Raw genomic sequence first — 25,189 nt, 5'->3', positions numbered from 1 at the left:
GGCGATCCTGCCAGCACCTGCCGTGGCCGGTGGCGGCAACGGGCGCCAGGGTGATCCGGGCAACCCCGTTCAGCCCAGGTCGCACTCCTTCAGGGAACCCTCGTAACCCCGGAAGAACATGTCGGTGCGCTGCTCGGCGGTGCCGTGCGCCCCTTCCGCGAACCACGGCTGGTCCGGGTCGTCGCCGACCGCCGCCACCCCCTCCCGGAACTCGTCCAGGTCGCCCTCGGCGAGGGTCAGGGTGCCCGAGCGCACCGAGTCGCCGAGGTACGCCCCGGCCATGCAGTCGGCCTGCAACTCCTGCTGGATGGTGAAGCTGTAGTTGATGCCGAGCCGCACCTGGATGGCGTGCGCGTACTCGTGTCCGAGCAGGTAGAACACGAACGCGTCGCCGACCTGGCGGAACGCCGCCACCGACCAGGCGACGTCGTACGCGATGAAGTCGCCCTGCGAGCAGTAGACGGCGTTGTTGCGGGGCAACGGCTGGCCGCCGCAGGACACCTCGCCCTCGCGCTGGTACGGGGTGATCCGCCGGACCGGTCGGAACCGCTGCCCGGATTCCTTGAACTGGGCCGCCCAGTACCGCTCGGCGACCGCCTGCGCGTCGGCGACGTCCTGCTCGAACTCGGCGACGCTGGTGGTGCTGTCCGCGCGGGTGGTGCTCGGCCCCGGTGAGGCTGCCGACGGGTTCGCCCCGGGGCGCTCGGCCTCCGGCTCGGCCAGCCCACCGCCGGCGCAGGCGAGGGAGACCAGGGCGGCGATCAGCAGACCAGCCAGCGGGCCCCGCGCGTCGCGTCCCAACCGTGCCCCCACTGTGCCTCCCCAGACATCGGTGCTCGCGCTGCGATGTACCCCGACGATACGACCGCCACGCCCATCACCGATTCACGCACGAGGTGGCCGGGCGGTTCACTCCCGGTGGTCCCGGGTCGGCTGCGGCGCAGTGGGCTCGGGTGGGCTGGGATGAGGTGTCGCGCAGCGGGCTCGGGTGTGCGCGAGGCGCCGCTGTCGGGCCGCCACAATGCTCCGGGGCGGGTGTCGCCGTCCAGGGAGGAGAGGCCGTGGTGCACGAGCTGGGCAGTCGCAGCCGACGTCAACCGGCGCCGGCGCACGTCCTGTGGCGGTCACTGCGCGACCCGTACGCGGCCGGCAGCCGGCCCTGGCTGGAGTTGCACGACGACGAGGTACCGCCCCGGGTGGTGGCAGGCTACGCGCCGCTACTGCTCGTCTGGTCGTCGCTGTGGCCGCACCGACCCTTGGACCGGATCCGCTTCGACCTGGCTCCCGGGCCGCCCGGCGGGGACTGCACGCTGCGCTGGACGCTCACCACCGACGGGGAACTGCCGAGCGAGAGCACCCTCGGCCACCTACGCCACCACCTCAACTACCTGATCAACAACCGGCTGCGCCGCTCGTACGGCCAGTAGGGTCGCTCAACCGCCCGACTCCCGGCCGCGCTGCCACGTGTCGCCCTGGTCACCGTGCCGCTCGGCCTCGTACCGCTGCTGCCGCGCCCGAGCGTCCCGCCCAGCCCGAAGGTCGTCGCCCCCAACCTCACCGACCCGAACCTCGGTGATCATGAAGTTAGCGTCATCCCGCTCGGCGTGTCGTGACGCTAACTTCATGATCACCGGTTCGGGTGGGGGGTGGTGGGAGGCGGACCTGGGGGTTGTGTCCGGGTGGGGGTGTGGGGTTCGACGTTTCCTGTGGGCGCCGGGGTGGTGTCCCGCAGGAGGAGGGGAAGAACCGTGAAGTACATGATTTTGCTCTACGGGTCGCAGCAGGACTATGACGTGCTGTCGGGGCGGGCTTCCGACCGGCCGGCGATGTCGCCCGAGCAGATCGCGGCGATGCACAAGCACATGGAGACCTTCCACCAGGCGCTGGCCGAGTCCGGCGAGTTGGTCGACGCCCGGGGCCTGAGCGAGCCGGTGCACGCCCGCCGGGTGCAGGTGCGCGAGGGAGCACCCGTGGTCACCGACGGCCCGTACCCGGAGACGCAGGAGGTCCTCGCCGGTTACACCATCGTGGAGTGCGCCAGCTTCGACCGGGCCACCGAGATCGCCGCCGGCCTGGTCGACCCGGACGCCCCCGGTGGGTACGTGGACGTGCGGCCGGTGCTCGACGGCGTCGAGGACCTGGCCGGCTGACCCGGTGCCGGAGACTCCCGCCGAGGACCTGCTGCGCGAGCTGGCGCCGCAGGTCCTCGGCGCGCTGGTCCGCCGCTACGGGCACTTCGACACGGCCGAGGACGCGGTGCAGGAGGCGCTGATCGCGGCGGCGCAGGGTTGGCCGCGCGACGGCGTACCGGACAATCCGCGGGGCTGGCTGATCACCGTGGCGTCCCGCCGGCTGACCGACCTGCTGCGTCGCGAGCAGGCCCGGATGCGGCGGGAGGACACGGTGGCCCGGTGGGTGCTGCCGGAGCAGTGGCGCGCCCCCGCCGCCGACCGTCCGCCGACGGACGCCGACGACACGCTCATCCTGCTGTTCCTGTGCTGCCACCCGTCGCTGTCGGCGGCGTCGCAGATCGCGCTCACCCTGCGGGCGGTGGGCGGGCTGAGCACCGCCGAGGTGGCGCGCGCGTTCCTGGTGCCGGAGGCGACGATGACCCGGCGGATCAGTCGGGGCAAGCAGCGGATCCGCGACAGTGGGCTGCGGTTCGCGCCGCCTACCGGCCCGGAGCGCGCCGACCGGCTCGCCGCCGTACTGCACGTGCTCTACCTGATCTTCACGGAGGGGTACGCCCGCACGGCCGGGCCCGGGTTGCTGCGCGCCGACCTGACCGCCGAGGCGATCCGGCTGACCCGTCTGGTGCGCCGGCTGGTGCCCGAGGACCCCGAGGTCACCGGGCTGCTCGCGTTGATGCTGCTCACCGACGCCCGCGCGCCGGCCCGGATCGGCCCGCACGGTGAGCTGGTGCCGATGGCCGAACAGGACCGCGCCCGGTGGCGGGCCGACCAGATCGCCGAGGGGGTCGAGCTGATCACCGGGGCGCTGCCGCGCGGGGTGGTCGGGGCGTACCAGCTCCAGGCGGCCATCGCGGCCGTGCACGACGAGGCGCCCAGCGCGGCGGCCACCGACTGGGCGCAGATCACCGCCCTGTACGAGGTACTGCTGGGGATGTCCGACAACCCGGTGGTGGCGCTCAACCACGCCGTGGCGGTGGCGATGAGCCGCGGCACGCCGGCCGGGTTGACACTGCTCGCCGAGCTGGCCGATGACCCCCGCCTCGCCGACGACCCTCGACTGCCGGCCGCCCGCGCCCACCTGTGGGAGCTGGAGGGTGAGCGGGTCGCGGCGCGGGAGGCGTACCGGATGGCGGCGGCGCGCTCGACGAACCTGGCGCAGCAGCGCTACCTGAACGCCCGCGCGGAGCGTCTCGCGGGCGACCCGCCGCCAGCCGGCTGAACCGGCGGGCGGTGCGGGTCACGGGCTGGCGGCCAGGAAGACGAAGGCGGCCATCAGCACCAGGTGTACGCCGCCCTGCAACACGTTGGCCCGGCCGGGCACCACGGTGAGGACGGCGGTCACGGCGGTGAGCGCGAGCAGGGCGAGCTGGGTGCCGCCGAGGCCGAGCAGCAGCGGGCCGTCCAGCCAGATCGAGGCGATCGCGATGGCCGGGATGGTCAGGCCGATGCTGGCCATCGCCGAGCCGAGCGCGAGGTTCAGGCTGATCTGCACCCGGTCGCGACGGGCGGCGCGGGCGGCGGCCAGGGTCTCCGGCAGCAGCACCAGCAGGGCGATGATCACGCCGACGAACGCGTGCGGCAGATTCGCCGCGGCGACGCCGGCCTCGATGGTCGGCGAGACGGTCTTGGCATCGCCGACCACCGCGACCAGCGCCACCAGCAGCAGCCCCAGGCTCATCAGCGCCGCGCGGGTGGTCGGCGGCTTGGCGTGCTCCTCCGCGTCGATCACCTGGCCCCGGCTGTCGACCGGCAGGAAGTAGTCGCGGTGCCGGCCGGTCTGCACGAGCACGAACAGCCCGTAGAGCGCCAGCGAGGCGACGGCGGCGAAGGTGAGCTGAGCCGGGCTGAACTCCGGGCCGGGTCGGGCCGTGGTGAAGGTCGGGATGACCAGACTCAGGGTGGCCAGGGTGATGACGGTGGCCAGGGCTCCGCCGGTGCCCTCCGGGTTGAACACCGCGACGCGACGGCGCAGCGCCCCGAGCAGCAGGGACAGGCCGAGTATCCCGTTGCAGGTGATCATGACGGCGGCGAAGACGGTGTCCCGGGCGAGCGACTGGGTCTTCTCCGGGCCGCTGATCATCAGTGTGACGATGAGGGCGACCTCGATCACGGTGACCGCGACGGCGAGCACCAGCGACCCGTACGGCTCCCCCACCCGGTGGGCGACCACCTCCGCGTGGTGCACGGCCGCGAGCACGGCACCTCCGAGCAGCACCGCGACCACCACGATGATCGGGCCGGGCAGGCTCCGTCCCCAGGTGACGATCAGTACCAGGACGGCGAGCACGGGTACGGCGAAGGTCCAGTCGGTCAGGCGGGAGCGAAGCAGGGCGGCCATGCCGTTCAGAGTGCCAGGTCAGGTGATCATGTGCCCACCATCGACGCACGGGTCTGCGGCGTCGGCGATCCACAACCGGCAAACCCGTAACTTATAGGTTACGCTTCTGGGGTGGATGAGGTGGCCGTCGCGATCGCCGACCCGGTACGGCGGCACATCCTGACCATGTTGCGCGCCGAATCTCTGTCCGCCGGCGAGATCGCCCAGCGGTTCACGATCAGCCGGCCCGCCATCAGCCGTCACCTGCGGGTGCTGCGCGACAGCGGGCTGGTCCGTGACGAGCTGGTCGGACGGCGGAGGATCTACCGGCTCGACCCGGGCCCGCTCGACCCGCTGCTCGACTGGCTCACCGGGCTCACCACAGTCGACCGGTGGGGCCGGCACCTGGACGCGTTGGAGACCGAGGTCTATCGCACCCGCCGAGAGCGCCGCAGCCGCGGCCCGGCGGAGCACCGAAGGGAGCACACGGCATGACCCGCACACCCGCCGGACGCCTGTTTCGCACCGACACCGGCCACGATCTCGTCCTCACCCGAACCTTCCGCGCCCCGGCGGCGGACGTCTGGGCCAGCCTGACCGAGCCGGAGCGTACGGCCCGCTGGTTCGGCCCGTGGGAGGGCGACGCCGGGCCCGGACGGACCATCCGGGTCCAGATGGCGTACGAGGAGCAGCAGCCCTGGTGTGAGGTGCGCATCGACGCGTGCGAACCGCAGCAGCGCCTCGCCGTGTCGATGATCGACAGCTACGGCACCTGGCTGCTGGAGCTGTCGCTGACCGAGACCGACGGCACCACCGAGCTGCGGTTCGCGCAGCACCTGAGCAGCATCGAGGGCATCGCCGAGGTGGGCGCCGGTTGGGAGTACTACCTGGACATGCTCGTCGCCTCTCGGGACGGTTCGCCCCGCCCGGAGTTCGACGACTACCACCCGGCGATGCAGCCCTACTACCAGGGGCTGGTCGCCTCGGCCGGCTAGGGGTCGAGCGCCCGCCGCAGCTTGGCGAACTCGGCGGTCAACGCCGGCAGCGGAAAGTGCGCGTTCAGGCCGCTGGGATTCGGCAGCACCCAGACCCGGGCCGGGCCCAGCCGGTCCGGTCGCGGACCCAGCCCGGCCTTCGGTCGGGCGAAGGCGATCCGGTACGCGGTCACCCCGAGGATCGCCACCCAGCGCGGCCGGTAGCGCTCGGCCTTCACCGCCAACCCGGTCACCCCGGCCACCAACTCCTCCGGGGTCAGCTCGGCGGCGCGGGCGGTGGCCCGGTTGCTCAGACTGGTGATGCCCACGCCCTGCCGCAGCAGCTCGACGCGTTCCCACGAGTGCAGCTGGCGGTCGGTGAAGCCGGCCCCGTGCAGGGCCGGCCAGAACCGGCTGCCCCGGCGGGCGAACGGCTCCCCCACGGCGGCCGAGTAGAGGCCCGGGTTGTAGCCGCAGAACAGCACGCGCAGCCCGGGACCGATGATGTCCGGCAGACCCCGGCCGGCCGCCGCCGCCACCTCCCGCGGGGTCGGCCGCCGCGCCGGCCCCGCACGCTCCGCGTCCACCCCACCGATCCTGCCGTACGCCCCGGTGCCGGACCCGGCGCACGGCTTGACATCCTCAACGGATGCAGTCAACCGACCACCTCGCCGCCAGCCGTTACGCGCGGATGCGCTGGAACACGCCGCTCTCGCCGGAGCACGCCGCGTTGCTGCTGCAACGGCTCGACGTCCGCCCCGGCGCGCGTGTGCTCGACCTCGGCTGTGGCTGGGGTGAGCTGTTGCTGCGGGCGGTCGCCGCCGGCGGCGTGTCCGGCCCGGTCGCGACGCGGGGCGTCGGCGTCGACACCGACGAGGCCGCCCTCGCCCGAGGGCGGCGGCTGGCCGCGGGGCGGTCGCTGAACCGGCACGTCGCCTTCGTGACGGGGGAAGCGGCGGCCTGGCAGGAGCCCGCCGACCGGGTCCTCTGCATCGGCTCGGCACACGCCTTCGGCGGCACCGAGGGCGCCCTCGACGCCCTCGCCGCCGTGGTCCGGCCCGGTGGGCGGTTGCTGTTCGGCGACGCGTACTGGGAACGGTCCCCCACGGCGGAGATCGCCGAGGTCTTCGGCCCGGACGTGCCGACCCTTCCCGGGCTGATCGAGGCCGCCCGCGAGCGGGGCTGGCGGTTGCTGCACCTGAGCACCGCCGACCAGCGGGAATGGGACGACTTCGAATCCACCTGGCTCGCCGGCCGGCAGGAGTGGCTGCTGGCGTACCCGGAGGATCCCCGTGCGGCCGAGGTCCGCGCGGAACTCGACGACCGGTTGCGCCAGTACGTCGGCGGTTACCGGGGTGTCCTCGGCCTCGGCTACCTCGTCCTCGGCCGCTGACCGTCCGCCTTGACGCCGCTGGCTACGCTGCGCGTGGTGAGCGCCGGATCTCGTCTCGCCCTGCCCTGGCGGATCCTCGTCGTGGCCACCGCCGCCGTGCTGGTCTGGCTGTTCCTGGGCGCCCTGCTCGACCGTGACTACGACCGACCCACCCATGCGGTCGGGGCGGTCCTCACCACCGCTGTCGTCGTACCCCTGGTGGTCGTCGCCCGTCGCGTTCTGGACCGACGGCCCTGGGCCGGCCTCGGGTTGCCGTCGCTGCGCGCCGGCTGGCGGCGTCTGCTGTTCGGCATGGCCTGCTGGCTCGTCCCCGCCGCGGCGGGGTTCGCGCTCTGCCTCGGCCTCGGCTGGGTCGAGATCAGCGTCCGGACGTCCGTCGGGGACGTGCTGCGGGTGGCGGTGCTGCTGGTCGTGCTGGTCTTCCTGAAGGAAGCGCTGCCGGAGGAGCTGCTCTTCCGCGGGTACCTGCAACACAACCTCGCCACCCGGCTGCCCGCCTGGCAGGCGGCCATCGGTCAGGCGGTGCTGTTCACAGTGTTCGGGTTCCTCACCGGGGCGGCCAGATCCGTCGACCGACTGGCGCTCTTCTTCGTCTTCGCGCTGCTGCTGGGCGCCTTCCGCGCCGCCACCGGCGACATCTGGGCCGGCATCGGCCTGCACGTCGCCTTCCAGACGGTCGCTCAGCTCTTCGGCGACGTCGGGGCGGTCTTCGACGTGGTCGGCGCGGACGTCCTGGGAGTCGTGGCCATGGGGGCCATCCCGTTCTCGGTGAGCTGGATCGTCCTGCGACACCGTTACCGGGACCGCCTGAACTGGCGCGCCCTCGCACCGGACCCGGCGCACTGAGAGGCTGACGCCTCGCTGTTCGGCCCACCGGGCCCGACCGGTGTTCAGGGCGACCAGGGGCACCCGCAGCCCCGCGTGGGGGCGCCCGAGGCTGACCGCGCGACGGACGGCCGCCGTGGTGTCAGGTCAAGGCGCACGCGGATCCGCAGTACGGGCAGAACGCGCGCTTGGCATTCGAGGTGACCTCGATGTCGCATCGTGCGCAGTGGCCGTTCTCCCACAGACCCTGGTCTATCCCGAGGCCCCCGTCGTAGTAGTCGCGGTCGGGCCACGCGACCAGTTCGACGTTGAGGCCCGGTTCGACCTCGTCCTCGTAGTAGGTGACGCTCGCCAGAGTCAGCGCAGTTCGCATGCCGTACGCCTCCGCGGTGAAGTGCGGTAGGGCACGGCGCAGGACGTCGACCAGCTCGCGGACCGGCAGCGCCACGAGTTGCCCAGCGAGCCGTTCTCGATCTTCGTCGGTGGTCACAGCACCGACCATACGGCCCACCTCCACGCCGACGACGGCCGTGCACGGGCGTGGTCGGACCGGAGCACGTGGGCTTGACGGGGCGTAGACATCGGAGGTTTACTGCGTCAACGATGCCAGTCGATGAATTCTGACCGTCCATTGTGGTGGTCTGCATCCTCGGCTGGTTTCACCGGCCCACCCCTGTTACCCCCACCACTCCGCACCACCTCAGCCGAGCATCGGCGGCCCGGCTTCCGCACCACCGCCATCGCGGCCCCCGGCCTGCCCGTGTGCACAGCCTGAGGTCGACGCTCAGCAGAGGAGCAAGACCATGCGTTCCCGTCCCCGCCTGTTGGCACTCGTCACCGGCCTGGCCGTCATGCTGGCCAGCCTGGTCGCCCTGCCGACCCCCGCCTCGGCGGCACCCCTGACCAAGGTCCTGGTGTTCAGCAAGACCGCCGGCTTCCGGCACTCGTCCATCCCCAACGGCATCGCCGCGATCCAGCAGCTCGGCTCCGCCAACGGCTTCACCGTGACCGCGACCGAGGACGCCGCCCAGTTCACCACCTCCAACCTGGCCCAGTACCAGGCGGTGGTCTTCATGTCGACGACCGGCGACGTCCTCAACGCCAGCCAGCAGACCGCGTTCGAGTCGTACATCGCCGCCGGTGGTGGCTACGTCGGCGTGCACGCCGCGGCCGACACCGAGTACAGCTGGCCGTGGTACGGCTCGCTGGTCGGAGCGTGGTTCGACTCGCACCCGGCGATCCAGACGGCGACCGTGAAGATCGAGGACCAGACCAACCCCTCGACCGCCCACCTCGGCACCACCTGGGTCCGCTCCGACGAGTGGTACAACTACCGCACCAACCCCCGGTCCAGCGCGCGGGTGCTGGCCAGCCTCGACGAGTCGTCCTACAGCGGCGGCAACATGAGCGGCGACCACCCGATCACCTGGTGCAAGGCGTACGGCGGCGGGCGTGCCTGGTACACGGGCCTCGGGCACACCGAGGCGTCGTACACCGACCCGAACTTCACCCGGATGCTGCTCGGCGGCCTCCAGGTCGCCGCGGGCTCCGTGACGGCCGACTGCTCGCCGCGTACGACGACCCCGCCGCCCACCGCCAGCGGCTCCACCCTGCGGGCCCGCGCCAACAACCAGTACGTCAGCGCGCCCAACGCCACCACCGCGCTGATCGCCAACAAGACCTCCGTCGGCACCACTGAGCGGTTCGACCTGGTCAACCTCGCCAACGGCAACGTGGCGCTGCGCGCCAAGGGCAACGGGCAGTTCGTCGCGGCCGAGAACGCCGGGGCCGCCGCGCTGATCGCCAACCGGGCCACCGCCGGCGCCTGGGAGACGTTCCAGCTGGTCCGCAACTCCGACGGCACGGTGAGCCTGCGGGCCACGGTGAACAACCGCTACGTCGCCGCCGACAACGGGGGCGCGTCGCCGCTGATCGCCAACCGGACCTCCATCGGTCAGTGGGAGAAGTTCGACCTGGTCACCACCAACTGACCTGGTCCCCCGCTCGTTCTCCACCACCCCCACCTGGTCGTGGTGCGCCCCCGCGCGCCCGTCCACCGGTCGTCGAGAAAGGACGATCATGCTCTCGTACCCCCGGCGCTTGCCCCGGGCTCTCCTCGCGGCGGTCACCACCGTCGCGAGCGTGGCCCTGGCTGTGGCCGCACCGTCCACCGCGCAGGCGGCGGTCATCCCCGCCTCGGACTATCAGCAGGTCAAGCTCGCCACCGGCTCGGGCGAGCTCGGTGAGGCCATGTCCCTGGCCGTCCTGCCCAACCGCTCGGTGCTGCACACCGCCCGCAACGGCGTCCTGCGGGTCACCGACGTGGCCGGCAACACCAAGGTCTCCGGCACACTGTCGGTCTACACCCACGACGAGGAGGGGTTGCAGGGCGTCGCGGTCGACCCCAACTTCGCCAGCAACCGGTGGATCTACCTGTACTACTCCCCCACGCTGAGCACCCCGTCCGGGGACGCCCCGACCACCGGCTCGCAGTCTGACTGGGACCGGTGGAAGGGGCACCTGCGGTTGTCGCGGTTCACCCTCAACAGCGACGACACGCTCAATCTGGGCAGCGAGAAGATCGTGCTCCAGGTCGCCAACGACCGTGGGCAGTGCTGCCACGTCGGCGGTGACCTGGACTTCGACGCCGCCGGCAACCTGTACCTGACCACCGGCGACGACACCAACCCGTTCGAGTCGTCCGGCTACGCGCCACTCGACGAACGGAGCAACCGCAACCCGCAGTTCGACGCCCAGCGCACGTCGGGCAACACCAACGACCTGCGGGGCAAGGTGCTGCGGATCAAGCCGCAGGCCGACGGCACGTACACGATCCCGTCGGGCAACCTGTTCGCGCCCGGCACGTCGGGCACCCGCCCGGAGATCTACGCGATGGGTCTGCGCAACCCGTTCCGGATGAGCGTCGACAAGGCGACCGGTGTCGTCTACCTCGGCGACTACGGCCCCGACTCCGGGTCCACGAACTCCAGCCGTGGCCCCTCCGGTCAGGTCGAGTTCAACCGCATCGCGGCGCCCGGCAACTACGGCTGGCCGTACTGCACCGGCAGCAACACCAGCACGGAAACATACAATGAATACACCTTCCCGTCCGGGCCGTCGCAGTCCAAGTACAACTGCACGGGCGGGCCGACCAACAACTCGTTCCGCAACACCGGGCTCGGCACGCTGCCCGCGGCGAAGCCGGCCTGGATCAAGTACGCGGGCGACTCCGGTTCGCCGTCGGAGTTCGGCAGCGGCTCGGAGTCACCCATGGGCGGGCCGGTCTACCGGTACGACGCCTCGCTCAACTCCAGCATCAAGTTCCCGGCCTCGCTGAACGGTCAGTTCTTCGCCGGTGAGTACGGCCGCCGCTGGATCAAGGCCATCGCCGTCAACTCGGACGGCTCGCGCGGGGAGATTTCCAACTTCCCGTGGACCGGCACCCAGGTCATGGACATGGCCTTCGGCCCGGACGGCGCCCTGTACGTGCTGGACTACGGCACCGGCTCGAACAACCAGGCGCTCTTCCGGATCGAGTACATCGGTGGCGGCAACCGCAGCCCGATCGCGGTCGCCTCGGCCAACCCCACGTCGGGGGCCAACCCGTTGACTGTCAACTTCTCGTCGGCCGGCAGCTCCGACCCCGAGGGCGGCGCGCTCAGCTACCTGTGGACCTTCGGCGACGGCACCACGTCGACGGCGGCCAACCCCACCAAGACGTACACCACGAACGGCACGTACAGCCCCACCCTGAAGGTCACCGACCCGACCGGCCTGTCCGGCACGGCGAGCCTGATCGTCACCGTGGGCAACACCGCACCGACGGTGTCGCTCACCTCGCCCACCGACGGACAGCTGTTCACCTTCGGTGACACGGTGCCGTACCAGATCTCGGTGAGCGACCCGCAGGACGGCACTATCGACTGCTCCAAGGTGAGCCTGACGTACGCGCTGGGCCACGACAGCCACGCCCACCAGATCACCTCGAAGACCGGCTGCAGCGGCACGATCACCGTCCCGACGGACGGTGAGCACGACGCGGCGGCCAACATCTACGGGGTCTTCGACGCCGCGTACACCGACAACGGTGGGCTGACCACGCACAGCATCAAGACGCTGCAACCGAAACACCGCCAGGGTGAGCACTTCAGCGCCCAGTCCGGTGTCCAGGCCACCGACCACACCAACGCCGAGGGTGGCCGCACGGCCGGGTTCATCGAGAACAACGACTGGATCTCCTACCAGCCGTACAACCTGTCCAACGCGAACCGGTTCACCGCGCGGGTCTCCTCGGCCGGCGCCGGCGGCACCATCGAGGTTCGCGCCGGGTCCGCCACCGGCACCCTGCTGGGCACCGCGACGGTGCCGGTGACGGGTAGCTGGGAGACCTTCGTCGACGTCTCCACCGCCATCAGCAACCCGCCCGCCTCGACGACCACGCTGTACCTGGTCTTCAAGGGCGGCTCGGGCAACCTGTTCGACGTCGACGCGTTCACCTTCACCACCGGCACCGGCACCCCGGTGACCAGCCTGCGGGCGCAGGTCAACAACCAGTACGTGTCGGCGGTCGGCACCACCGCGCTGATCGCCAACAAGGCCAGCGTCGGCACGACCGAGCAGTTCGACCGGGTGGACGCCGGCAACGGCAACATCGCCCTGCGGTCGCGCGCCAACGGGCTGTACGTCTGCGCCGACAACGCCGGCGCCGATCCGTTGATCGCGAACCGCACGACGATCGGACCGTGGGAGACGTTCCAGATCATCAACAACTCCGACGGGACTGTCGGTCTGCGCGCTCTGGCCAACAACCAGATCGTGGCCGCCGAGAACGCCGGAGCCGGATCACTGATCGCCAACCGGACGTCGGTCGGGTCCTGGGAGAGGTTCGTCCTGACCACCGGCTGACGTGCACGTGGTGGGCCCGGCCTGGGCGGTGACCAGGCCGGGCCCTACCGTGTGAAGTAGGCGGCGCTCTGCTGGTCCGCCGGGTAGTAGGACTCCACCGCGATCTCCTCGATGGTGATGTCCATCGGGGTGCCGAACGTGGTGATGGTCGAGAACAGCCGCAGCTCGCGTCCACCGATCCGCAGGATCATCGGGATCACCACGTCGGCGTCGACCCGTTGGTCCGGCGGATCCTCGGGCAGCGGGTTCAGCAGTTCTTCGTAGAGCGCCGCGAGTTCCGCGTCGGGAGCGGCGGCGAGCTGGCGCGATATCCGACTGCGGAACACCGCCCGCACGTCCGCTAGGTTGACGACCAGGGGGGCGAGCCCGCGCGGGTGCAGGCCCAACCGAACCAGGTTCACCGGCGGCCGCAAAAGCTCGGGCGCCGCGTACGCGAAGAACGGGTCGACCGCGCGGTTGGTCAGCACGATGTTCCACCGGCGGTCGAAGACCAGCGCCGGATACGGCTCGTGCGCCTGGAGCACCCTGCGGACCGCGTCGAGGGCACCCGACAGGGCGGCGTCGTCGAGCGGGCGCTGCGCGTGCCGGGGCGCGAAGCCGGCGGCGAGCAACAGCTGGTTGCGATCACGCAGCGGCACGTGGAGTTGGTCGGCGAGCCGGAGGATCATGTCGGCGCTCGGCGTGGACTTGCCGGTCTCGACCAGGCTGACGTGCCGAGCCGACACATCCGCGGCGATCGCCAGGTCGAGTTGGCTGAGCCCTCGGCGCTTGCGCCACTGCCGCAGGAGTTCCCCGACCGCATACACGATCGTGAGCCTACTCATCGTCGCTCGGGACGCCATGAAGTGCGATGTCATCGACAGGCACCCGGGCCGGGGAAACACTTGCGGCCATGACCACCGAGAACAAGAGCATCGTCGGACGTGCGTTGGCGGGGCTGGTCGACACCGGCGACGTCGACACGCTCGCCTCGTACCTGAGCGAGGACTTCACCCATCACCGGTCGGACTCGACGACCTCGACCAGGGCGCAGTGGCTCGCCGCGGTCCGCGCCGCGCTGGGCCCGACCGCCGGCATGCGGGTCGACATCCTGCACCTGCTGGCCGACGGTGACCACGTCGTGGTGCACTCGCGACGCCGACTCCCCGACGCGGGGCCGGAGATCGTGGTCGTCGACGTCCTGCGGATCGCCGACGGATTCATCGCGGAGGTGTGGGAAGTCATCGAACCGGCAGGCCAGGTGGCCGCCAACGGCGCGTGGTGGGACGCGCGTGCCTAGGTCGGGAAGCGGCCGTGGCGCCAGTGCCAGTGGCCGCCGGCCCGCAGGTGGTCGATGATCGCGCGCTGGAGCGCCGTGCGGCGCGGCAGCTCGTCGAGCGGCGTGGTCAGGGTCCGGAACCCGAACCGCAGCACCTCGATGTCGGCGTCCGGCCCCGCCGACTCGTCGTAGGGCTCCAGCTCGAACCGGCGCTGGAACCGCACGATGTTGGAGTCCTCGGGAAGGTACTCCCGCAGCTGCGGGTCGAGCAGCCACGAGGCGCAGGAGAACGCGGTGTAGCGCTCGTCGGGGAAATGCCGGGGGAAGAACGCGCGGGCCTCGTCGAGGGACGCCGCGACCGCCTCCGGGGTCAACGGCCCCGAATCGGGGACGTGCAGGCCGATGGCGCCGTCGCCACGCTGGTGCTGTAGCCGGCCCAGCTCGTAGACGCTGCCGCGCGAGTGCAGCGTCAGCCAGCTCTGCATGATCGGCCAGCCCTCGCCGCGCATCCGTCGGTCGATGGCGAGGTTGCGGCCCAGGTCAGCCAGGGTCACCCAGGTCACGGCATCGGGGACGCCGTGGTCGCGGTGGTACCCGCGCACCACGTCGACCAGGGCCAGGTACGCGTACACGTAGAGGTGCCGCCACGCGGGCCCACGCTCTCGGGGCACCTCCGGGCCGGGCGGGAGCCACTCGTAGCCCGCGAGGTCGGCGCGGACCAGGGCGATCGAGCGGTCGAGCAGCCAGCGCAGCTCCGGGGTCCAGAACGGAGAATCGGGGTCGGGCCAGCCCGCCATGACCTCGGCGGCGTCGTCCGGCGGCACGGCGAGCCGGTCGAGGATCGCGGGCGCGTCGGCCTTGGCTGGCAACGGAGCTGACGGCCCGTCACCGGCGAGCCGGTGCACGCGGTCGACCTCCTCGACGGGCACCCCGAGCCGGGCGGCGATGTCGTCCAGATCCACGCCGACGACCCTACCGGCCGGCGGGCTTCTCAGGAGTCCGCCGGCACCCCGGCGTCGAGCTGCCCGATCATCGGCGCGAGAAGGTCGTTGAGCTCCCGGGCCAGCACCGCCACGGCCCGGTGCGCCGCCACAACGACCTCGTCGTCGGGACCGTCCGGCGTCGGCGGCAGGTCGTCGAGCGGGACCGGCGCCTCCACCTGGAGCAACGCGCGCAGATGCGGGCGGCGCGTCTGGTCCTGCTCTGTTGGTGTGGTGAACTGGCCGAACAGTTGCGGCCAGTTCTGCCAACCACGGTCGCGCTGCCACTGCTTGGTCCAGGTCAGCTCGGCCGGCCAGCGGGAGGCCACTGTCACCGCGCAGACCAGGCTGCCGTCCCACGGGCTGCGCGCGCAGGTCGCCGAGATGATCCGCCGGTGCCAGCGGACGAAGCCGGGTGACAGCTCGGTGGCCAGCCGCCAGGCGGTCACCGCGAACGCCACGGGCGCGAAGTCACCCCAGGTGTCGGCGAACTCGTCGATCCGACGAGACACCTCGGCCTCGTACCGGCCGCGCCCGTCGGTGCCGTGCTCGCGGTCGAACTGCTCGTCCAGCCAGAAGGCGCGCGGTTCCGGCATCCTCAACCCCGTTTCACAGCGATGGTGTTCCGTACCTCGAACCTATGCGAATGTCGGGGTTGCGGACGCCAACCTCGCCCGTTGTCAACCTGCGCCGCGGCGAGGTGGCGGCAAGCCGCTCAGCCGACGAAGGCGCAGAAGGGATGCCCGGCCAGGTCGGCGTACACGCGCAGAGGCTCGTCCGGGTCGTCGATGCGGTCGTACAACAGCCGGCCGCCGAGGCGCAGCACGCGTTCATGTTGGACCAGCAACTCCTCGACGGACTCCACGGTCAGGTCCAGGTGCAGCTGCTGGGGCACGGTGTTCGTCGGCCACGTCGCCTCCGGCAGATGCTCCACCTGCTGAAACGCGATCTGGGGTCCGCCACCGGGTGACCGCGGCACCAGCCAGTCACTGCCGCGATCGTCGGCCTTGCCGGCCGCTGGCGGTTCGTCACCGGGCCGGTAGACGAAGCCCAGCAGCTGCCGATAGAACTCCGCCAGCGCCCTCGCGTCGGTGCAGTCGAGCACCACCGAACACAGCTTGGGCACGCTCTCCGGGTCGGCCATGCCCGATCACCTCCGGGTGCCATTCTGGTCGAATCGCGCCGTTGCCGCAGCCGCGGCGTCTTGACAAAGGGCGGGTTCCAGAGTGGACGATGCACCGTGCGAATTCTTGTGGTGGGTGGCAGTGGCCTGATCGGCGCTCACGTCGTGGACGTGCTTCGGGAGCGTGGCCATGCCGCGACCACTGTGGCGCGTACGGCCCAGCCGGGCGTCGACCATCTGCTCGATGTCGGGTCCGCCTCGATCGAGGAACTGCGGCCGTTGCTCGCCGGTCACGATGGCGTCGTGTACGCCACCCGCACCGAGGAGCAACGGCCGCTGCCCAAACCGATTTATCCCGAGTTCCGCCGTGACAACGTCGACCCGGTGGTACGCCTGTTCACCGCCGCCCGCCTCGAAGGTCTCACCCGGGGCGTCGTGATGGGCTCCTACTACACCTACTTCGACCGACTCCACCCGCAGTGGCGCCTCGCCGAACGCCACACGTACATCCGGTGCCGCCTGGAGCAGGCCCAGGAGGGGCGGGCGGCCGCCGGCGAGGGCCTGCCGGTCGCCGTACTCGAACTGCCCTTCGTCTTCGGTCGGGCCGGCGACCGACTGCCCAACTGGGCCGGTCCGCTGGACCGGTGGGCCCGCTCGCGTACCCCGCTGGTCGCCCCGACCGGCGGCAGCGCCGCGGCCTCCGCCCGCAGCGTGGCCGAGGTCGCGGTCGACGCCCTGGAGCAGGCCAGCGGCGCGGACATCCCGGTCGCCGACGAGAACCTCACCTGGACCGACATGATCGGGCGCATCGCCGACGCGGTGGGCCGACCCCGCCGGGTCGCGCGGATGCCGTCCGGCGCCGCGAAGGCCGCCCTGCGACTGGGCGGCGCGCTACAGGCCCTCGGCCGCAAGGAGTCGGGGGTGAACCCCAGCTACCTCGCCGACCTCCTGCTCGCCGAACTGTTCATCGAACCGCCGAGCGGTCGCCCGCTGGACCCGGCCCTACGCGAGACCTTCCCCGCCAACGCCGGGGCCTAGCGCTCCCCCAAGATCCGCACTACTTCAGGGATGTAGTGGTCTCCCACCGCGCGCGAGGCCCCTACATCCCTGAAGTTGCGGGTGGGACCGACCGGCGGCGGCCGTCAGCGGAGCTGTTCGGCCAGGCCGACGATGATGCCCTCGGGGCCGCGGACGTAGCAGAGCCGGTAGATGTCCTCGTACCGCTCCAACTCCCCGACGAGTTCGGCGCCGTGGCCGCGCAGCCGGGTGATCACGTCCTCGATGTCGTCGACGGCGAACATGATCCGTCGAATGCCCAGTGTGTTCGCCGGCGCGTCCTTCGGTTCCGCGCTGATCGCCGTGGGTCGGTGGAACATCGCCAGCTCGACCTTGCCGTGGCCGTCCGGGGTTCGCAGCATCGCGACCTCCTGCCGGACGTCGTCGATCCCGATGACGCGCTCCACCCACCGCCCCTCGACCGGGCCTCGCCCCTCCAACTCCATGCCGAGTTCGACGAAGAACGCGATGACCGCGTCCAGGTCCTCGACAACGATGAGGACGTTGTCCATCCGCTGGATCGCCATGTTGGATCTCCCTGCTCTGGTGCGGTCACAGTGACCGCATCCTCCCCGAGGACGGAGCCACCCGGCCGTTCTCGACATGCAGAGCTTCGCGTGGCGGCCCCGCTAGCCGTCGGCGAGCCTTAAGCGAGGGGCGTTCAGCTATCCGGCGTCCCGAGGATCAGGGCGAGCCCTTCCTCAGCCGCCAGCACCGCATCCCCGAACTCCACCTGCGCGGCGGCCACCGCGGCCGCCCGGTCGTTACCCGGCCAGAAGTGGGTGAGCATCAGGCGGCGGGCACCCGCGCGGCGAGCCCACAGACCGGCCTCGGTGGAGGTCAGGAGGTTACGGGTGGGACGGCTGGTCTCGCCGTCGTAGTCCGTCGCCTCGACGATGAACAGGTCGGCGCCGCGGCCCAGCTCGGCCAACGAGGGAGTCGGCCCCGTGTCCCCGGAGTAGGCCACGGCAATCCCGTCGGCCTGCAGCCGGATGCCGGCGTTGGGCACAAAGTGCGGCAGAGACAGCCCGGTGAGGTCGAACGGCCCAACCCGGTAGCTGCCGGGTAGTGGGTGCACGTCGAATACCGCGTGCAGGTCGACATCGGGTTCCAAGCCGCTGAGCCGGTCGAGCACGCCGGGCGGGCAGTACAACGGCAGCCGTGGTCCGCCCGGCTGACCGTAGAACCGCATCCTGAACAGACCGTGCAGGTCGACGCAGTGATCCGGGTGCTCATGGGTGATGACGACGGCGTCCACCGCAGCATCAGGCCAGTGCTTGAGCAACCGCGGCAGCGTGGCGTAGCCCAGGTCGAGCACCAGGCGGTAGCCGTCCCAGTCCAGAGCGAAGCCGCTACAGGCACGGCCTGGCTCGGGAAAGGCCCCAGAACTGCCGAGCACGGTCACCTGTCGCATCCGCACAGCGTCTCACCTGGCCGGGCTGGGCCGAATGGCGTGGCAGGAGTCTTCGGCCTCGTGCAACTCGGTCGCCACCCAGCTAGTCACTCAAGCCCTGGGTTCGAGATTCGGCTGGCCGAAGCCTCACCTGCCAGTTGTGAGCAGCGTGGTCGATCACAACCGCATCGAGGTGAACGCCGACAGGTGGGGGCTCGCTGCCGGGCGGAAGCGTGGTTATCTCCATCAGGGCGAGCGCATTGGGCTGACCGTCGATCTCGGCGAAGACACCAAACGGCATCGTCGCGAGCACGCGCGCTCGGACTCGCGTGCCCACGGGCAGTAACGACGTGGTCGCCGACCAGGAGCTCTTCGCTCGTTCGGCTCTGCCGTCGAGCAGGCTCCACGCGTCGGGGCTCATGGCCAAACATCCTCGCATGATCAGTGCGGGAGCGGGCCTGTGCCCACTTTGACGGACCGTTTGGTAGAGGGTTGCCCAACCTTGTCACACGTCCCCGAAGCTGCGATCCGTCGTGACGCCTTGGCCGGCGATTCGCACAGCGCCTAACCTCTCCGGCATGGAGCAACTGCGCGACCTTGGCATCCGCCTGGCGATGGACGAGCCGGTCGGCGATGACCTGCCGATGGCGGCTGCTCATGCTCTGACCCGAGGCATCGACTCTCCGAGCCTGCGTGAGCTCGCCGGCCTTTCAAAGGGCCAGTCGCGGGAAGCCGTCGACCTGTTCCGGCAAGCGATGGATGAGCTGGGCTGTCCCGTCCCGGACAAGAGCGCCGCTCGGCTACACCTCATGCGCCAGGCGGCGGCGAACATACTTGCCGGAAAGGGTGACCCCGAGGATCTGGCGCACGAGATCTACTGGCAGGCCTGCTACGCCGGCCGGCCGGAGTTGCGCCCGGTCGGCGATCACTTCCTAGAGTTGTACGCCGGATGGGGCGCAACGTACAAGGAGACGGAAGACGCGGTGGCGGCCATGAAGGCAGCAGCGCGATCGTTCCTACGCGACTATCCAGCCTGAGCGACTATCCGCTACAGCGAGGCGTTCCTGCGGCTACGAAGCTGCTGAGCTGCTAAAGCGGTCTCACGGTCGGTCGCGGCCTGCTGATCGTTGCGCTCTTGGTCCTCGTCGACCTGCGCCTCAGGTTGCCAAAGTCCGCTGCTGTTCGGCGGCTTGGCTGCTCCGATGGCTGCTCGGCCGACGGCCGCCCAGTCACAGGCCGACGGGGATCTGTGCGGTGAAGGTTCAGTCAAGCGCTCTGTACTCAGCCTGCGGTTCAACAAGTTCCGGGTGCTGGATCCAGTACCTCTCCCCGTAGATCTTCAGCATCGCCCAGTGCCATGCTTCGTCATGGAAGACGAGTCCTCGGTACGGGGCACCGCAGGCCTCGAAGGGGTAGTGCTGCACGGCCGCCGTCTCGGCTTGGGTTGCGTTGAGACCCCCGTGACGCTGCATCACCCACGCAAAGCGTCGGCGCTCGTCATGCAGGTACTGGACATACTCGTCCTCGCTCCAGTCCGCCCAGTCCGCCATGTCTTTAGCCTCGGATCCCGATACCGCGGTCTTTGCGCGATAGCCCCAGCTTGAGCCGTTCATGGGTGACACTCCGGTTGCTGTCAATCACCGGAGAATACGCAGGGCAGCGATCACCGACCTCGCAAGGCCTCATCCAATGCCTGGATCAACTGTGATGCCACGTTCTGGCCGCCACACGCAGCACTGCTGCCTCAGCACCGGCAGCCTCTGCTTCCATCCAAGCAAGGGCTCGGTCTTGCGGGAAGGGCATGACGTGGGCCAGTTCATCCAGGACCCCAGCCATCGCTTCGCGCCACGCGGCAAATTCGCAGGGATCAGCAGAATCAGCCGGGCGCTCCGACCGCACGCTGCGGAGCTGGCGCAGGGCGGCCTTCAGTACAGGATCGACACCCAGAACGCAGTCTTCTCTCGCCTCCGCCACGACAGCGACCCCACAAGGTCTTACCAATTACCTAGGTCAACTGACGAGCATGTGGTGGGACGGATCCGTCAAGTATGTGGTGGGACTAGACACGTCGTACTCCGCTTGATGCGTCACGTCGTGGCTACTTGATGCGTGACACGATGCCCTGGCTCGATGGCTATCCGCTGTCCCGGGGCGGCCGGAGATGCTGGTGCATACGCTTCTGCCGATGAGCGGGGTGGAGGTCTTGTGCTTGGCTCCGGACGGGGCCGCGAGAAGGGCGCTCACCGCTGCCAGTTGTAGGGCGTCGTCGTCGACGCCTTGATCAAACCGTAGCGTTCAAGGATCGGGCGTGAGTACTCGGTCGAGTCGCTGTTGATGAGTGTCTTGCCCATACGGAGTGCCGAGCGGGCCCGCGCCGCGGTCAACGCCCGGTAGATCCCACGGCCGCGCCACTCCGCGCGGGTCGCGCCGCCCCAGATCCCGGCGAAGTCGGTCCCAGGCACCGGCTCCAACCGGCCGGCACTGACGATCCGTCCCTCCGCCTCTGCAACCCACAGCTCCATTCCGTCATCGCGGGCCAGGCGGCGCAGGAGGGCGTTCGCCATGTCGTCGCTAACCGGGTTCTCAAAGGCTTCGTCCTGCATCGCACTCATCGCGCGGACGTCCGCCTCCTCGGTGACCCGACGCAGTGTCACGCCTTCGGGCAGCGGAACGTCAACGGCTAGCAGCCGTGCCTCGCCAATCATGATCGACTCAGGCTCATCCGCAATGAACCCATTCTCCAGCAACACCTCGTGCAACCCCGGCGCATGGTCGTGCCCACGCGCCTTCCACTTGACCCGCCCGACCTCGGGGTCTGCCTGGTAGTGGGCGAGCGCCTCTGGGACGAGCCGGCGAATCGTATCGGCGTCCGCCCCGCCGAGATCGCGGTAGGTGACAAAACCACGACCACCCGCGAACGTCACGAGACGCAGTGGCCCGTGTCGGGTGACTGAGACCGCGCTCGGCGTCTCGGCGTCAGTCCGAAGCTGTTCGTCGTAGGCCGCAAGCAGTCGAGCCGAATTGATCATGCTCGTACGCTGCAACAGCGCGGGCGGAGACGCAACTGCTTTCGAGCCAACCCCACGATCCTGGCCTGATGCGCTCTCCTGCCGCCGTTCGTGCGCTCGGCCCGTTCGCCGGACGGCATGATCATGGATCAGCGGTCTTCCGGACGACCTCAGGCGCAGGTCAGAGCGCCTGCGCCCGCTTACTTGGCGTTGAAGTAGTTGGCCTCCGGGTGGTGGACCACGATCGCGTCGGTGGCCTGCTCCGGCATGAGCTGGAACTCCTCGGACAGCTCGACCCCGATCCGGTCCGCGCCGAGCAGATCCATGATCTTCGCCCGGTCTTCCAGGTCGGGGCAGGCCGGGTAGCCGAACGCGTACCGGCAGCCCCGGTAGTCGTTGTGCAGGATGCCGGCCAGGTCCGCCGGGTCGTCGTGCCCCAGCGGACGACCGTCGGGCAGGGTCATCTCGGCGCGGATGCGCTGGTGCCAGTATTCGGCGAGCGCCTCGGTGAGCTGCACGGAGAGCCCGTGCACCTCCAGGTAGTCGCGGTACTCGTTGCGGGCGAAAAGCTTCGCCGCGTACTCGCTGACCGGCTGGCCGACGGTGACCAGTTGCAACGCGACCACATCGAGCTGGTCGCCCTGGGGCCTGAAGAAGTCCGCCAGGCAGAGCCGCCGCTCCTGCCGCTGCCGGGGGAAGGAGAACCGGGCGCGCTCCGCGTGCCCGTTCTCGTCGAGCACCACCAGGTCATTGCCTTCGGAGTACGCGGGGAAGTAGCCGTACACCACGGCTGCCTCAAGGACCTGGTCGGCGATCAGCCGGTCCAGCCAGTACCGCAGGCGCGGTCGGCCCTCGGTCTCGACCAGTTCCTCGTAGGAGGGTCCGCTGCCACCCCGGGCGCCGCGCAGCCCCCACTGCCCGGAGAAGGTGGCCCGCTCGTCGAGCAGCGCCGCGTAGTCGGCCATCGGCACGCCCTTGACGACGCGGGTGCCGAAGAACGGCGGGGTGGGCACCGACACGTCGGCGGCCACGTCGGAGCGGACCGACGAGTCGTGCAGCTCCGGCAGCGACGTGGTGACCATTGAGCGCTGCCGTTCCCGGCGCGCCCGCCGAGCCGCGAGAGCCGCCTCCCGCTCCGGGTCGATCACCGGGGCGCCGCCGCGCTTGGCGGTCATCACCCGGTCCATCAGGGACAGACCCTCGAACGCGTCCCGCGCGTAGTGCACCTGCCCGGGGAACGTCGACCGCAGGTCGTCCTCGACGTACGCGCGGGTCAGCGCCGCCCCACCCAACAGGACCGGCCAGCGCTCCGCGACCCCGCGCGTGGCCATCTCGGCCAGGTTCTCCTTCATGATGACAGTGCTCTTGACCAGCAGCCCGGACATGCCGATCGCGTCGGCGCGGTGCTGCTCGGCGGCGTCCAGGATGGCGCTGATCGGCTGCTTGATGCCGATGTTCACCACCTCGTAGCCGTTGTTGGACAGGATGATGTCGACCAGGTTCTTGCCGATGTCGTGCACGTCGCCGCGCACGGTGGCGAGCACGATGCGGCCCTTGCCGCCGTCCTCGATGGTCTCCATGTGCGGTTCCAGATAGGCCACCGCGGTCTTCATCACCTCGGCGGACTGGAGCACGAACGGCAGCTGCATCTGGCCGGAGCCGAACAGCTCACCGACCACCTTCATGCCGTCCAGCAGGATGTCGTTGATGATCGACAGTGGGGACCGACCGCCGGCCATCGCCTCGTCCAGGTCGGCCTCCAGGCCGTTGCGCTCACCGTCGATGATCCGCCGCTTGAGCCGCTCGTCCAACGGCAGCGCGGCCAACTCCTGTGCCCGGGTGGCTCGGGCACTTGTCACGTCGACGCCCTCGAAGAGCTCCAGGAAGCGCTGCAACGGGTCGTACCCCTCGCGCCGCCGGTCGTAGACCATGTCCAGGGCGACCTCGCGCTGCTCGTCGGGGATCTTCGACATGGGCAGGATCTTGCTGGCGTGCACGATCGCGGAGGTCAGGCCGGCCTGCACGCACTCGTGCAGGAACACCGAGTTGAGCACCTGTCGGGCCGCCGGGTTGAGCCCGAAGGAGATGTTCGAGATGCCGAGGGTGAAGTTGATCCCTGCGTAACGCCGGGCGATTTCCCGGATCGCCTCGATGGTCTCCAGTCCGTCGCGGCGGGTCTCCTCCTGCCCGGTGGCAATCGGGAAGGTCAGCGTGTCGATCAGGATGTCGGACAGGTCCATCCCCCACCGGCCGGTCAGGTCGTCGATGGTGCGCGAGGCGATGCGGACCTTGTCCGCCGCGGTGCGCGCCTGCCCTTCCTCGTCGATGCACATCACGACTACTGCGGCACCATGCTCCCGGATCACCGGCATCACCCGCCCGTAGCGGGACTCCGGGCCGTCGCCATCCTCGAAGTTCACCGAGTTGACCACGCACCGGCCACCGAGCATTTCCAGCCCGGCCTCGATCACCGCCGGCTCGGTGGAGTCCAGCATGATCGGCAGGGTGGAGGCCGTGGCGAACCGGCCGGCCAACTCGCGCATGTCCTGCGTGCCGTCGCGGCCGACGTAGTCCACGCACAGGTCGAGCAGGTGCGAGCCGTCGCGTGCCTGACTGCGGGCGATCTCCACACAGGCCCGCCAGTCGCCGGCGAGCATCGCCTCCCGGAACGCCTTCGAGCCGTTGGCGTTGGTCCGCTCCCCCACCATCAGCACGGACGCGTCCTGCGCGAAGGGCACCGGGTGGTAGACCGAGGAGACGCCCGCCTCGTGCCGGGGCTCGCGGGCCGGGGCGGTGACGCCGTGCAGCCGCTCGGCCAGCACCCGGATGTGCTCCGGGGTGGTGCCGCAGCAGCCGCCGACCAGCCCCACGCCGTACTCGGTGATGAACCGCTCCAGGGCCTCGGCCAGCTCCACGGGAGTCAGCGGGAAGTACGCCCCGTCGGCGGTCAGCACCGGCAGGCCGGCGTTCGGCATCACCGACAGCGGGATGCGGGAGTGCTGCGACAGGTAACGCAGGTGCTCGCTCATCTCGGCCGGGCCGGTCGAGCAGTTGAGCCCGATCAGGTCCACGCCGAGCGGCTCGATCGCGGCGAGGGCCGCACCGATCTCGCTGCCGACCAGCATGGTGCCGGTGGTCTCCACCGCCACGTGACAGATGATCGGCACCGACTGGCCCAGCTCGGCCATCGCCCGCTTCGACCCGACCACGGCCGCCTTGACCTGGAGCAGGTCCTGGCAGGTCTCGATGATCAGCGCGTCCGCGCCGCCGACGATCAGACCCGCGGCGTTCTCCTGGTAGGCGTCGCGCAGGGTCGCGTAGGCGGCGTGCCCGAGGGTGGGCAGCTTGGTGCCCGGCCCGATCGAACCGAGCACGAACCGGGGCCGCTGCGGGGTGCTGGCCGCGTCGGCGGCCTCCCGGGCGATCCGGGCGCCCGCCTCGGACAACTCGCGGATGCGGTGTGGGATGTCGTACTCGGCGAGGTTGGCGAGGTTGGCGCCGAAGGTGTTGGTCTCCACGCAGTCGGCACCGACGGCCAGGTAGGCGTCGTGCACCCCACGCACCACGTCCGGGCGGGTGACGTTGAGGATCTCGTTGCACCCCTCAAGCCCGTCGAAGTCGTCGAGCGTGAGGTCCGCGGCCTGAAGCATCGTGCCCATCGCGCCGTCGGCGATGAGAATGCGATCAGCCAGCACATCCATCAATGAAGTCCGCACCCGTTCAGGTTAGTGCGATTCGGCCGGACTCCACGACCATCCTCGAGCG

At 70.3% G+C, this 25,189-nt stretch carries 27 protein-coding genes; 12 read left to right on the top strand and 15 right to left on the bottom strand.

Annotated elements, in window-relative coordinates; all coding sequences use genetic code 11:
• Window positions 1-69: 69 nt before the first annotated feature.
• Window positions 70-813, bottom strand: coding sequence for a neutral zinc metallopeptidase (locus ACQRWP_RS09615; protein WP_430501825.1), 744 nt, complete (start codon window positions 811-813; stop codon window positions 70-72).
• Window positions 814-1,061: 248 nt separating this feature from the next.
• Here ACQRWP_RS09615 and ACQRWP_RS09610 point away from each other — a divergent pair, with 248 nt between their 5' ends.
• Window positions 1,062-1,427, top strand: a complete 366-nt coding sequence (locus ACQRWP_RS09610) for a hypothetical protein (RefSeq protein WP_430501823.1) — start codon at window positions 1,062-1,064, stop codon at window positions 1,425-1,427.
• Window positions 1,428-1,433: 6 nt separating this feature from the next.
• On the opposite strand, the gene ACQRWP_RS09605 is transcribed toward ACQRWP_RS09610, so the two are convergent.
• The gene (locus ACQRWP_RS09605; protein ID WP_430501821.1) at window positions 1,434-1,580 is read right to left on the bottom strand and encodes a hypothetical protein; all 147 of its coding nucleotides are present in this window, start codon (window positions 1,578-1,580) and stop codon (window positions 1,434-1,436) included.
• A 177-nt stretch (window positions 1,581-1,757) separates the two neighbouring features.
• Here ACQRWP_RS09605 and ACQRWP_RS09600 point away from each other — a divergent pair, with 177 nt between their 5' ends.
• The gene (locus ACQRWP_RS09600; RefSeq protein WP_430503168.1) at window positions 1,758-2,150 is read left to right on the top strand and encodes a YciI family protein; all 393 of its coding nucleotides are present in this window, start codon (window positions 1,758-1,760) and stop codon (window positions 2,148-2,150) included.
• A gap of 4 nt (window positions 2,151-2,154) precedes the next feature.
• On the top strand, window positions 2,155-3,411 hold the full coding sequence (locus tag ACQRWP_RS09595) for an RNA polymerase sigma factor (RefSeq protein ID WP_430501819.1): 1,257 nt from the start codon (window positions 2,155-2,157) through the stop codon (window positions 3,409-3,411).
• A gap of 18 nt (window positions 3,412-3,429) precedes the next feature.
• On the opposite strand, the gene ACQRWP_RS09590 is transcribed toward ACQRWP_RS09595, so the two are convergent.
• Window positions 3,430-4,530 (bottom strand): calcium:proton antiporter, encoded by a 1,101-nt coding sequence (locus ACQRWP_RS09590; RefSeq protein WP_430501817.1) that lies wholly within the window; start codon window positions 4,528-4,530, stop codon window positions 3,430-3,432.
• Between the two features lie 111 nt (window positions 4,531-4,641).
• Between ACQRWP_RS09590 and ACQRWP_RS09585 the strand changes: the two genes are divergently transcribed.
• Together ACQRWP_RS09585 and ACQRWP_RS09580 are read left to right on the top strand one after the other, a co-directional pair.
• Entirely contained in the window at window positions 4,642-5,004 is a 363-nt protein-coding gene (locus ACQRWP_RS09585) for a metalloregulator ArsR/SmtB family transcription factor (protein ID WP_430501815.1), read from the top strand.
• Window positions 5,001-5,504, top strand: coding sequence for an SRPBCC family protein (locus ACQRWP_RS09580; RefSeq protein WP_430501813.1), 504 nt, complete (start codon window positions 5,001-5,003; stop codon window positions 5,502-5,504). The genes ACQRWP_RS09585 and ACQRWP_RS09580 overlap by 4 nt, the downstream gene beginning before the upstream one ends.
• Here ACQRWP_RS09580 and mug read toward each other — a convergent pair.
• Window positions 5,501-6,070, bottom strand: coding sequence for a G/U mismatch-specific DNA glycosylase (gene mug / locus ACQRWP_RS09575; protein ID WP_430503167.1), 570 nt, complete (start codon window positions 6,068-6,070; stop codon window positions 5,501-5,503). The genes ACQRWP_RS09580 and mug overlap by 4 nt on opposite strands.
• A 62-nt stretch (window positions 6,071-6,132) precedes the next feature.
• Here mug and ACQRWP_RS09570 point away from each other — a divergent pair, with 62 nt between their 5' ends.
• Window positions 6,133-6,876, top strand: a complete 744-nt coding sequence (locus ACQRWP_RS09570) for an SAM-dependent methyltransferase (RefSeq protein ID WP_430501811.1) — start codon at window positions 6,133-6,135, stop codon at window positions 6,874-6,876.
• A 36-nt stretch (window positions 6,877-6,912) separates the two neighbouring features.
• Window positions 6,913-7,722: a CPBP family intramembrane glutamic endopeptidase gene (locus tag ACQRWP_RS09565; protein WP_430501809.1), complete on the top strand. Its 810-nt coding sequence runs from the start codon at window positions 6,913-6,915 to the stop codon at window positions 7,720-7,722.
• A gap of 121 nt (window positions 7,723-7,843) precedes the next feature.
• On the opposite strand, the gene ACQRWP_RS09560 is transcribed toward ACQRWP_RS09565, so the two are convergent.
• Entirely contained in the window at window positions 7,844-8,191 is a 348-nt protein-coding gene (locus ACQRWP_RS09560) for a hypothetical protein (protein WP_430501808.1), read from the bottom strand.
• 313 nt (window positions 8,192-8,504) lie between these two features.
• Between ACQRWP_RS09560 and ACQRWP_RS09555 the strand changes: the two genes are divergently transcribed.
• Window positions 8,505-9,692 carry a ThuA domain-containing protein gene (locus ACQRWP_RS09555; protein WP_430501806.1) on the top strand — a complete coding sequence of 396 codons (1,188 nt, stop codon included), beginning with the start codon at window positions 8,505-8,507 and terminating at the stop codon, window positions 9,690-9,692.
• A gap of 88 nt (window positions 9,693-9,780) precedes the next feature.
• Window positions 9,781-12,606: a PQQ-dependent sugar dehydrogenase gene (locus tag ACQRWP_RS09550; protein WP_430501804.1), complete on the top strand. Its 2,826-nt coding sequence runs from the start codon at window positions 9,781-9,783 to the stop codon at window positions 12,604-12,606.
• Between the two features lie 44 nt (window positions 12,607-12,650).
• Here the strand turns inward: ACQRWP_RS09550 and ACQRWP_RS09545 are convergent, their stop codons facing one another.
• Window positions 12,651-13,430, bottom strand: a complete 780-nt coding sequence (locus ACQRWP_RS09545; RefSeq protein ID WP_430501803.1) for a helix-turn-helix domain-containing protein — start codon at window positions 13,428-13,430, stop codon at window positions 12,651-12,653.
• A gap of 68 nt (window positions 13,431-13,498) precedes the next feature.
• On the opposite strand from ACQRWP_RS09545, the gene ACQRWP_RS09540 reads away from it, so the two are divergent.
• Window positions 13,499-13,885, top strand: coding sequence for a nuclear transport factor 2 family protein (locus tag ACQRWP_RS09540; RefSeq protein ID WP_430501801.1), 387 nt, complete (start codon window positions 13,499-13,501; stop codon window positions 13,883-13,885).
• On the opposite strand, the gene ACQRWP_RS09535 is transcribed toward ACQRWP_RS09540, so the two are convergent.
• From ACQRWP_RS09535 to ACQRWP_RS09525, 3 genes are all read right to left on the bottom strand, one after another.
• On the bottom strand, window positions 13,882-14,826 hold the full coding sequence (locus ACQRWP_RS09535; RefSeq protein ID WP_430501800.1) for an acyltransferase domain-containing protein: 945 nt from the start codon (window positions 14,824-14,826) through the stop codon (window positions 13,882-13,884). The two genes, ACQRWP_RS09540 and ACQRWP_RS09535, sit on opposite strands and share 4 nt — an antisense overlap.
• 29 nt (window positions 14,827-14,855) lie before the next feature.
• Complete coding sequence (locus ACQRWP_RS09530) at window positions 14,856-15,440, bottom strand: hypothetical protein (RefSeq protein ID WP_430501798.1); 585 nt, start codon at window positions 15,438-15,440, stop codon at window positions 14,856-14,858.
• A gap of 119 nt (window positions 15,441-15,559) precedes the next feature.
• Window positions 15,560-15,988, bottom strand: coding sequence for a VOC family protein (locus tag ACQRWP_RS09525; protein ID WP_430501797.1), 429 nt, complete (start codon window positions 15,986-15,988; stop codon window positions 15,560-15,562).
• 96 nt (window positions 15,989-16,084) lie between these two features.
• On the opposite strand from ACQRWP_RS09525, the gene ACQRWP_RS09520 reads away from it, so the two are divergent.
• Entirely contained in the window at window positions 16,085-17,005 is a 921-nt protein-coding gene (locus tag ACQRWP_RS09520) for an NAD-dependent epimerase/dehydratase family protein (protein ID WP_430501795.1), read from the top strand.
• A 104-nt stretch (window positions 17,006-17,109) separates the two neighbouring features.
• Here the strand turns inward: ACQRWP_RS09520 and ACQRWP_RS09515 are convergent, their stop codons facing one another.
• From ACQRWP_RS09515 to ACQRWP_RS09505, 3 genes are all read right to left on the bottom strand, one after another.
• Window positions 17,110-17,550, bottom strand: coding sequence for a VOC family protein (locus tag ACQRWP_RS09515; protein ID WP_430501793.1), 441 nt, complete (start codon window positions 17,548-17,550; stop codon window positions 17,110-17,112).
• A 134-nt stretch (window positions 17,551-17,684) separates the two neighbouring features.
• Window positions 17,685-18,437 (bottom strand): MBL fold metallo-hydrolase, encoded by a 753-nt coding sequence (locus ACQRWP_RS09510; protein WP_430501791.1) that lies wholly within the window; start codon window positions 18,435-18,437, stop codon window positions 17,685-17,687.
• Between the two features lie 82 nt (window positions 18,438-18,519).
• Entirely contained in the window at window positions 18,520-18,837 is a 318-nt protein-coding gene (locus tag ACQRWP_RS09505; protein ID WP_430501789.1) for a hypothetical protein, read from the bottom strand.
• 157 nt (window positions 18,838-18,994) lie between these two features.
• Between ACQRWP_RS09505 and ACQRWP_RS09500 the strand changes: the two genes are divergently transcribed.
• On the top strand, window positions 18,995-19,453 hold the full coding sequence (locus ACQRWP_RS09500; protein ID WP_430501787.1) for a hypothetical protein: 459 nt from the start codon (window positions 18,995-18,997) through the stop codon (window positions 19,451-19,453).
• A 225-nt stretch (window positions 19,454-19,678) separates the two neighbouring features.
• Here the strand turns inward: ACQRWP_RS09500 and ACQRWP_RS09495 are convergent, their stop codons facing one another.
• The 3 genes from ACQRWP_RS09495 to metH all read right to left on the bottom strand — a co-directional run bounded on the left by ACQRWP_RS09495 (window position 19,679) and on the right by metH (window position 25,125).
• On the bottom strand, window positions 19,679-20,029 hold the full coding sequence (locus ACQRWP_RS09495; protein WP_430501785.1) for a hypothetical protein: 351 nt from the start codon (window positions 20,027-20,029) through the stop codon (window positions 19,679-19,681).
• Window positions 20,030-20,656: 627 nt separating this feature from the next.
• Entirely contained in the window at window positions 20,657-21,445 is a 789-nt protein-coding gene (locus ACQRWP_RS09490; RefSeq protein ID WP_430501784.1) for a GNAT family N-acetyltransferase, read from the bottom strand.
• A 179-nt stretch (window positions 21,446-21,624) separates the two neighbouring features.
• Window positions 21,625-25,125 (bottom strand): methionine synthase, encoded by a 3,501-nt coding sequence (gene metH / locus ACQRWP_RS09485; RefSeq protein ID WP_430503166.1) that lies wholly within the window; start codon window positions 25,123-25,125, stop codon window positions 21,625-21,627.
• Between the last annotated feature and the right edge of the window lie 64 nt (window positions 25,126-25,189).

This window comes from Micromonospora trifolii (assembly GCF_050516465.1).
GTDB lineage: Bacteria > Actinomycetota > Actinomycetes > Mycobacteriales > Micromonosporaceae > Micromonospora > Micromonospora trifolii.
This window is presented reverse-complemented; position numbering and strand designations above follow the sequence as displayed.

Bases quoted from the DNA above. Each gene is read 5' to 3' on its own strand.
- ACQRWP_RS09580 (WP_430501813.1), top strand. From the start codon at position 5,001: ATGACCCGCACACCCGCCGGACGCCTGTTTCGCACCGACACCGGCCAC.
- ACQRWP_RS09570 (WP_430501811.1), top strand. From the start codon at position 6,133: ATGCAGTCAACCGACCACCTCGCCGCCAGCCGTTACGCGCGGATGCGC.
- ACQRWP_RS09495 (WP_430501785.1), bottom strand. From the start codon at position 20,029: ATGAACGGCTCAAGCTGGGGCTATCGCGCAAAGACCGCGGTATCGGGA.
- ACQRWP_RS09600 (WP_430503168.1), top strand. From the start codon at position 1,758: ATGATTTTGCTCTACGGGTCGCAGCAGGACTATGACGTGCTGTCGGGG.
- ACQRWP_RS09505 (WP_430501789.1), bottom strand. From the start codon at position 18,837: ATGAGCCCCGACGCGTGGAGCCTGCTCGACGGCAGAGCCGAACGAGCG.
- ACQRWP_RS09500 (WP_430501787.1), top strand. From the start codon at position 18,995: ATGGAGCAACTGCGCGACCTTGGCATCCGCCTGGCGATGGACGAGCCG.
- ACQRWP_RS09515 (WP_430501793.1), bottom strand. From the start codon at position 17,550: ATGGCGATCCAGCGGATGGACAACGTCCTCATCGTTGTCGAGGACCTG.
- ACQRWP_RS09545 (WP_430501803.1), bottom strand. From the start codon at position 13,430: ATGAGTAGGCTCACGATCGTGTATGCGGTCGGGGAACTCCTGCGGCAG.
- ACQRWP_RS09525 (WP_430501797.1), bottom strand. From the start codon at position 15,988: ATGGCCGACCCGGAGAGCGTGCCCAAGCTGTGTTCGGTGGTGCTCGAC.
- metH (WP_430503166.1), bottom strand. From the start codon at position 25,125: ATGGATGTGCTGGCTGATCGCATTCTCATCGCCGACGGCGCGATGGGC.
- ACQRWP_RS09530 (WP_430501798.1), bottom strand. From the start codon at position 15,440: ATGCCGGAACCGCGCGCCTTCTGGCTGGACGAGCAGTTCGACCGCGAG.
- ACQRWP_RS09490 (WP_430501784.1), bottom strand. From the start codon at position 21,445: ATGATCAATTCGGCTCGACTGCTTGCGGCCTACGACGAACAGCTTCGG.
- ACQRWP_RS09555 (WP_430501806.1), top strand. From the start codon at position 8,505: ATGCGTTCCCGTCCCCGCCTGTTGGCACTCGTCACCGGCCTGGCCGTC.
- ACQRWP_RS09540 (WP_430501801.1), top strand. From the start codon at position 13,499: ATGACCACCGAGAACAAGAGCATCGTCGGACGTGCGTTGGCGGGGCTG.
- ACQRWP_RS09550 (WP_430501804.1), top strand. From the start codon at position 9,781: ATGCTCTCGTACCCCCGGCGCTTGCCCCGGGCTCTCCTCGCGGCGGTC.
- ACQRWP_RS09590 (WP_430501817.1), bottom strand. From the start codon at position 4,530: ATGGCCGCCCTGCTTCGCTCCCGCCTGACCGACTGGACCTTCGCCGTA.
- ACQRWP_RS09510 (WP_430501791.1), bottom strand. From the start codon at position 18,437: ATGCGACAGGTGACCGTGCTCGGCAGTTCTGGGGCCTTTCCCGAGCCA.
- ACQRWP_RS09605 (WP_430501821.1), bottom strand. From the start codon at position 1,580: ATGATCACCGAGGTTCGGGTCGGTGAGGTTGGGGGCGACGACCTTCGG.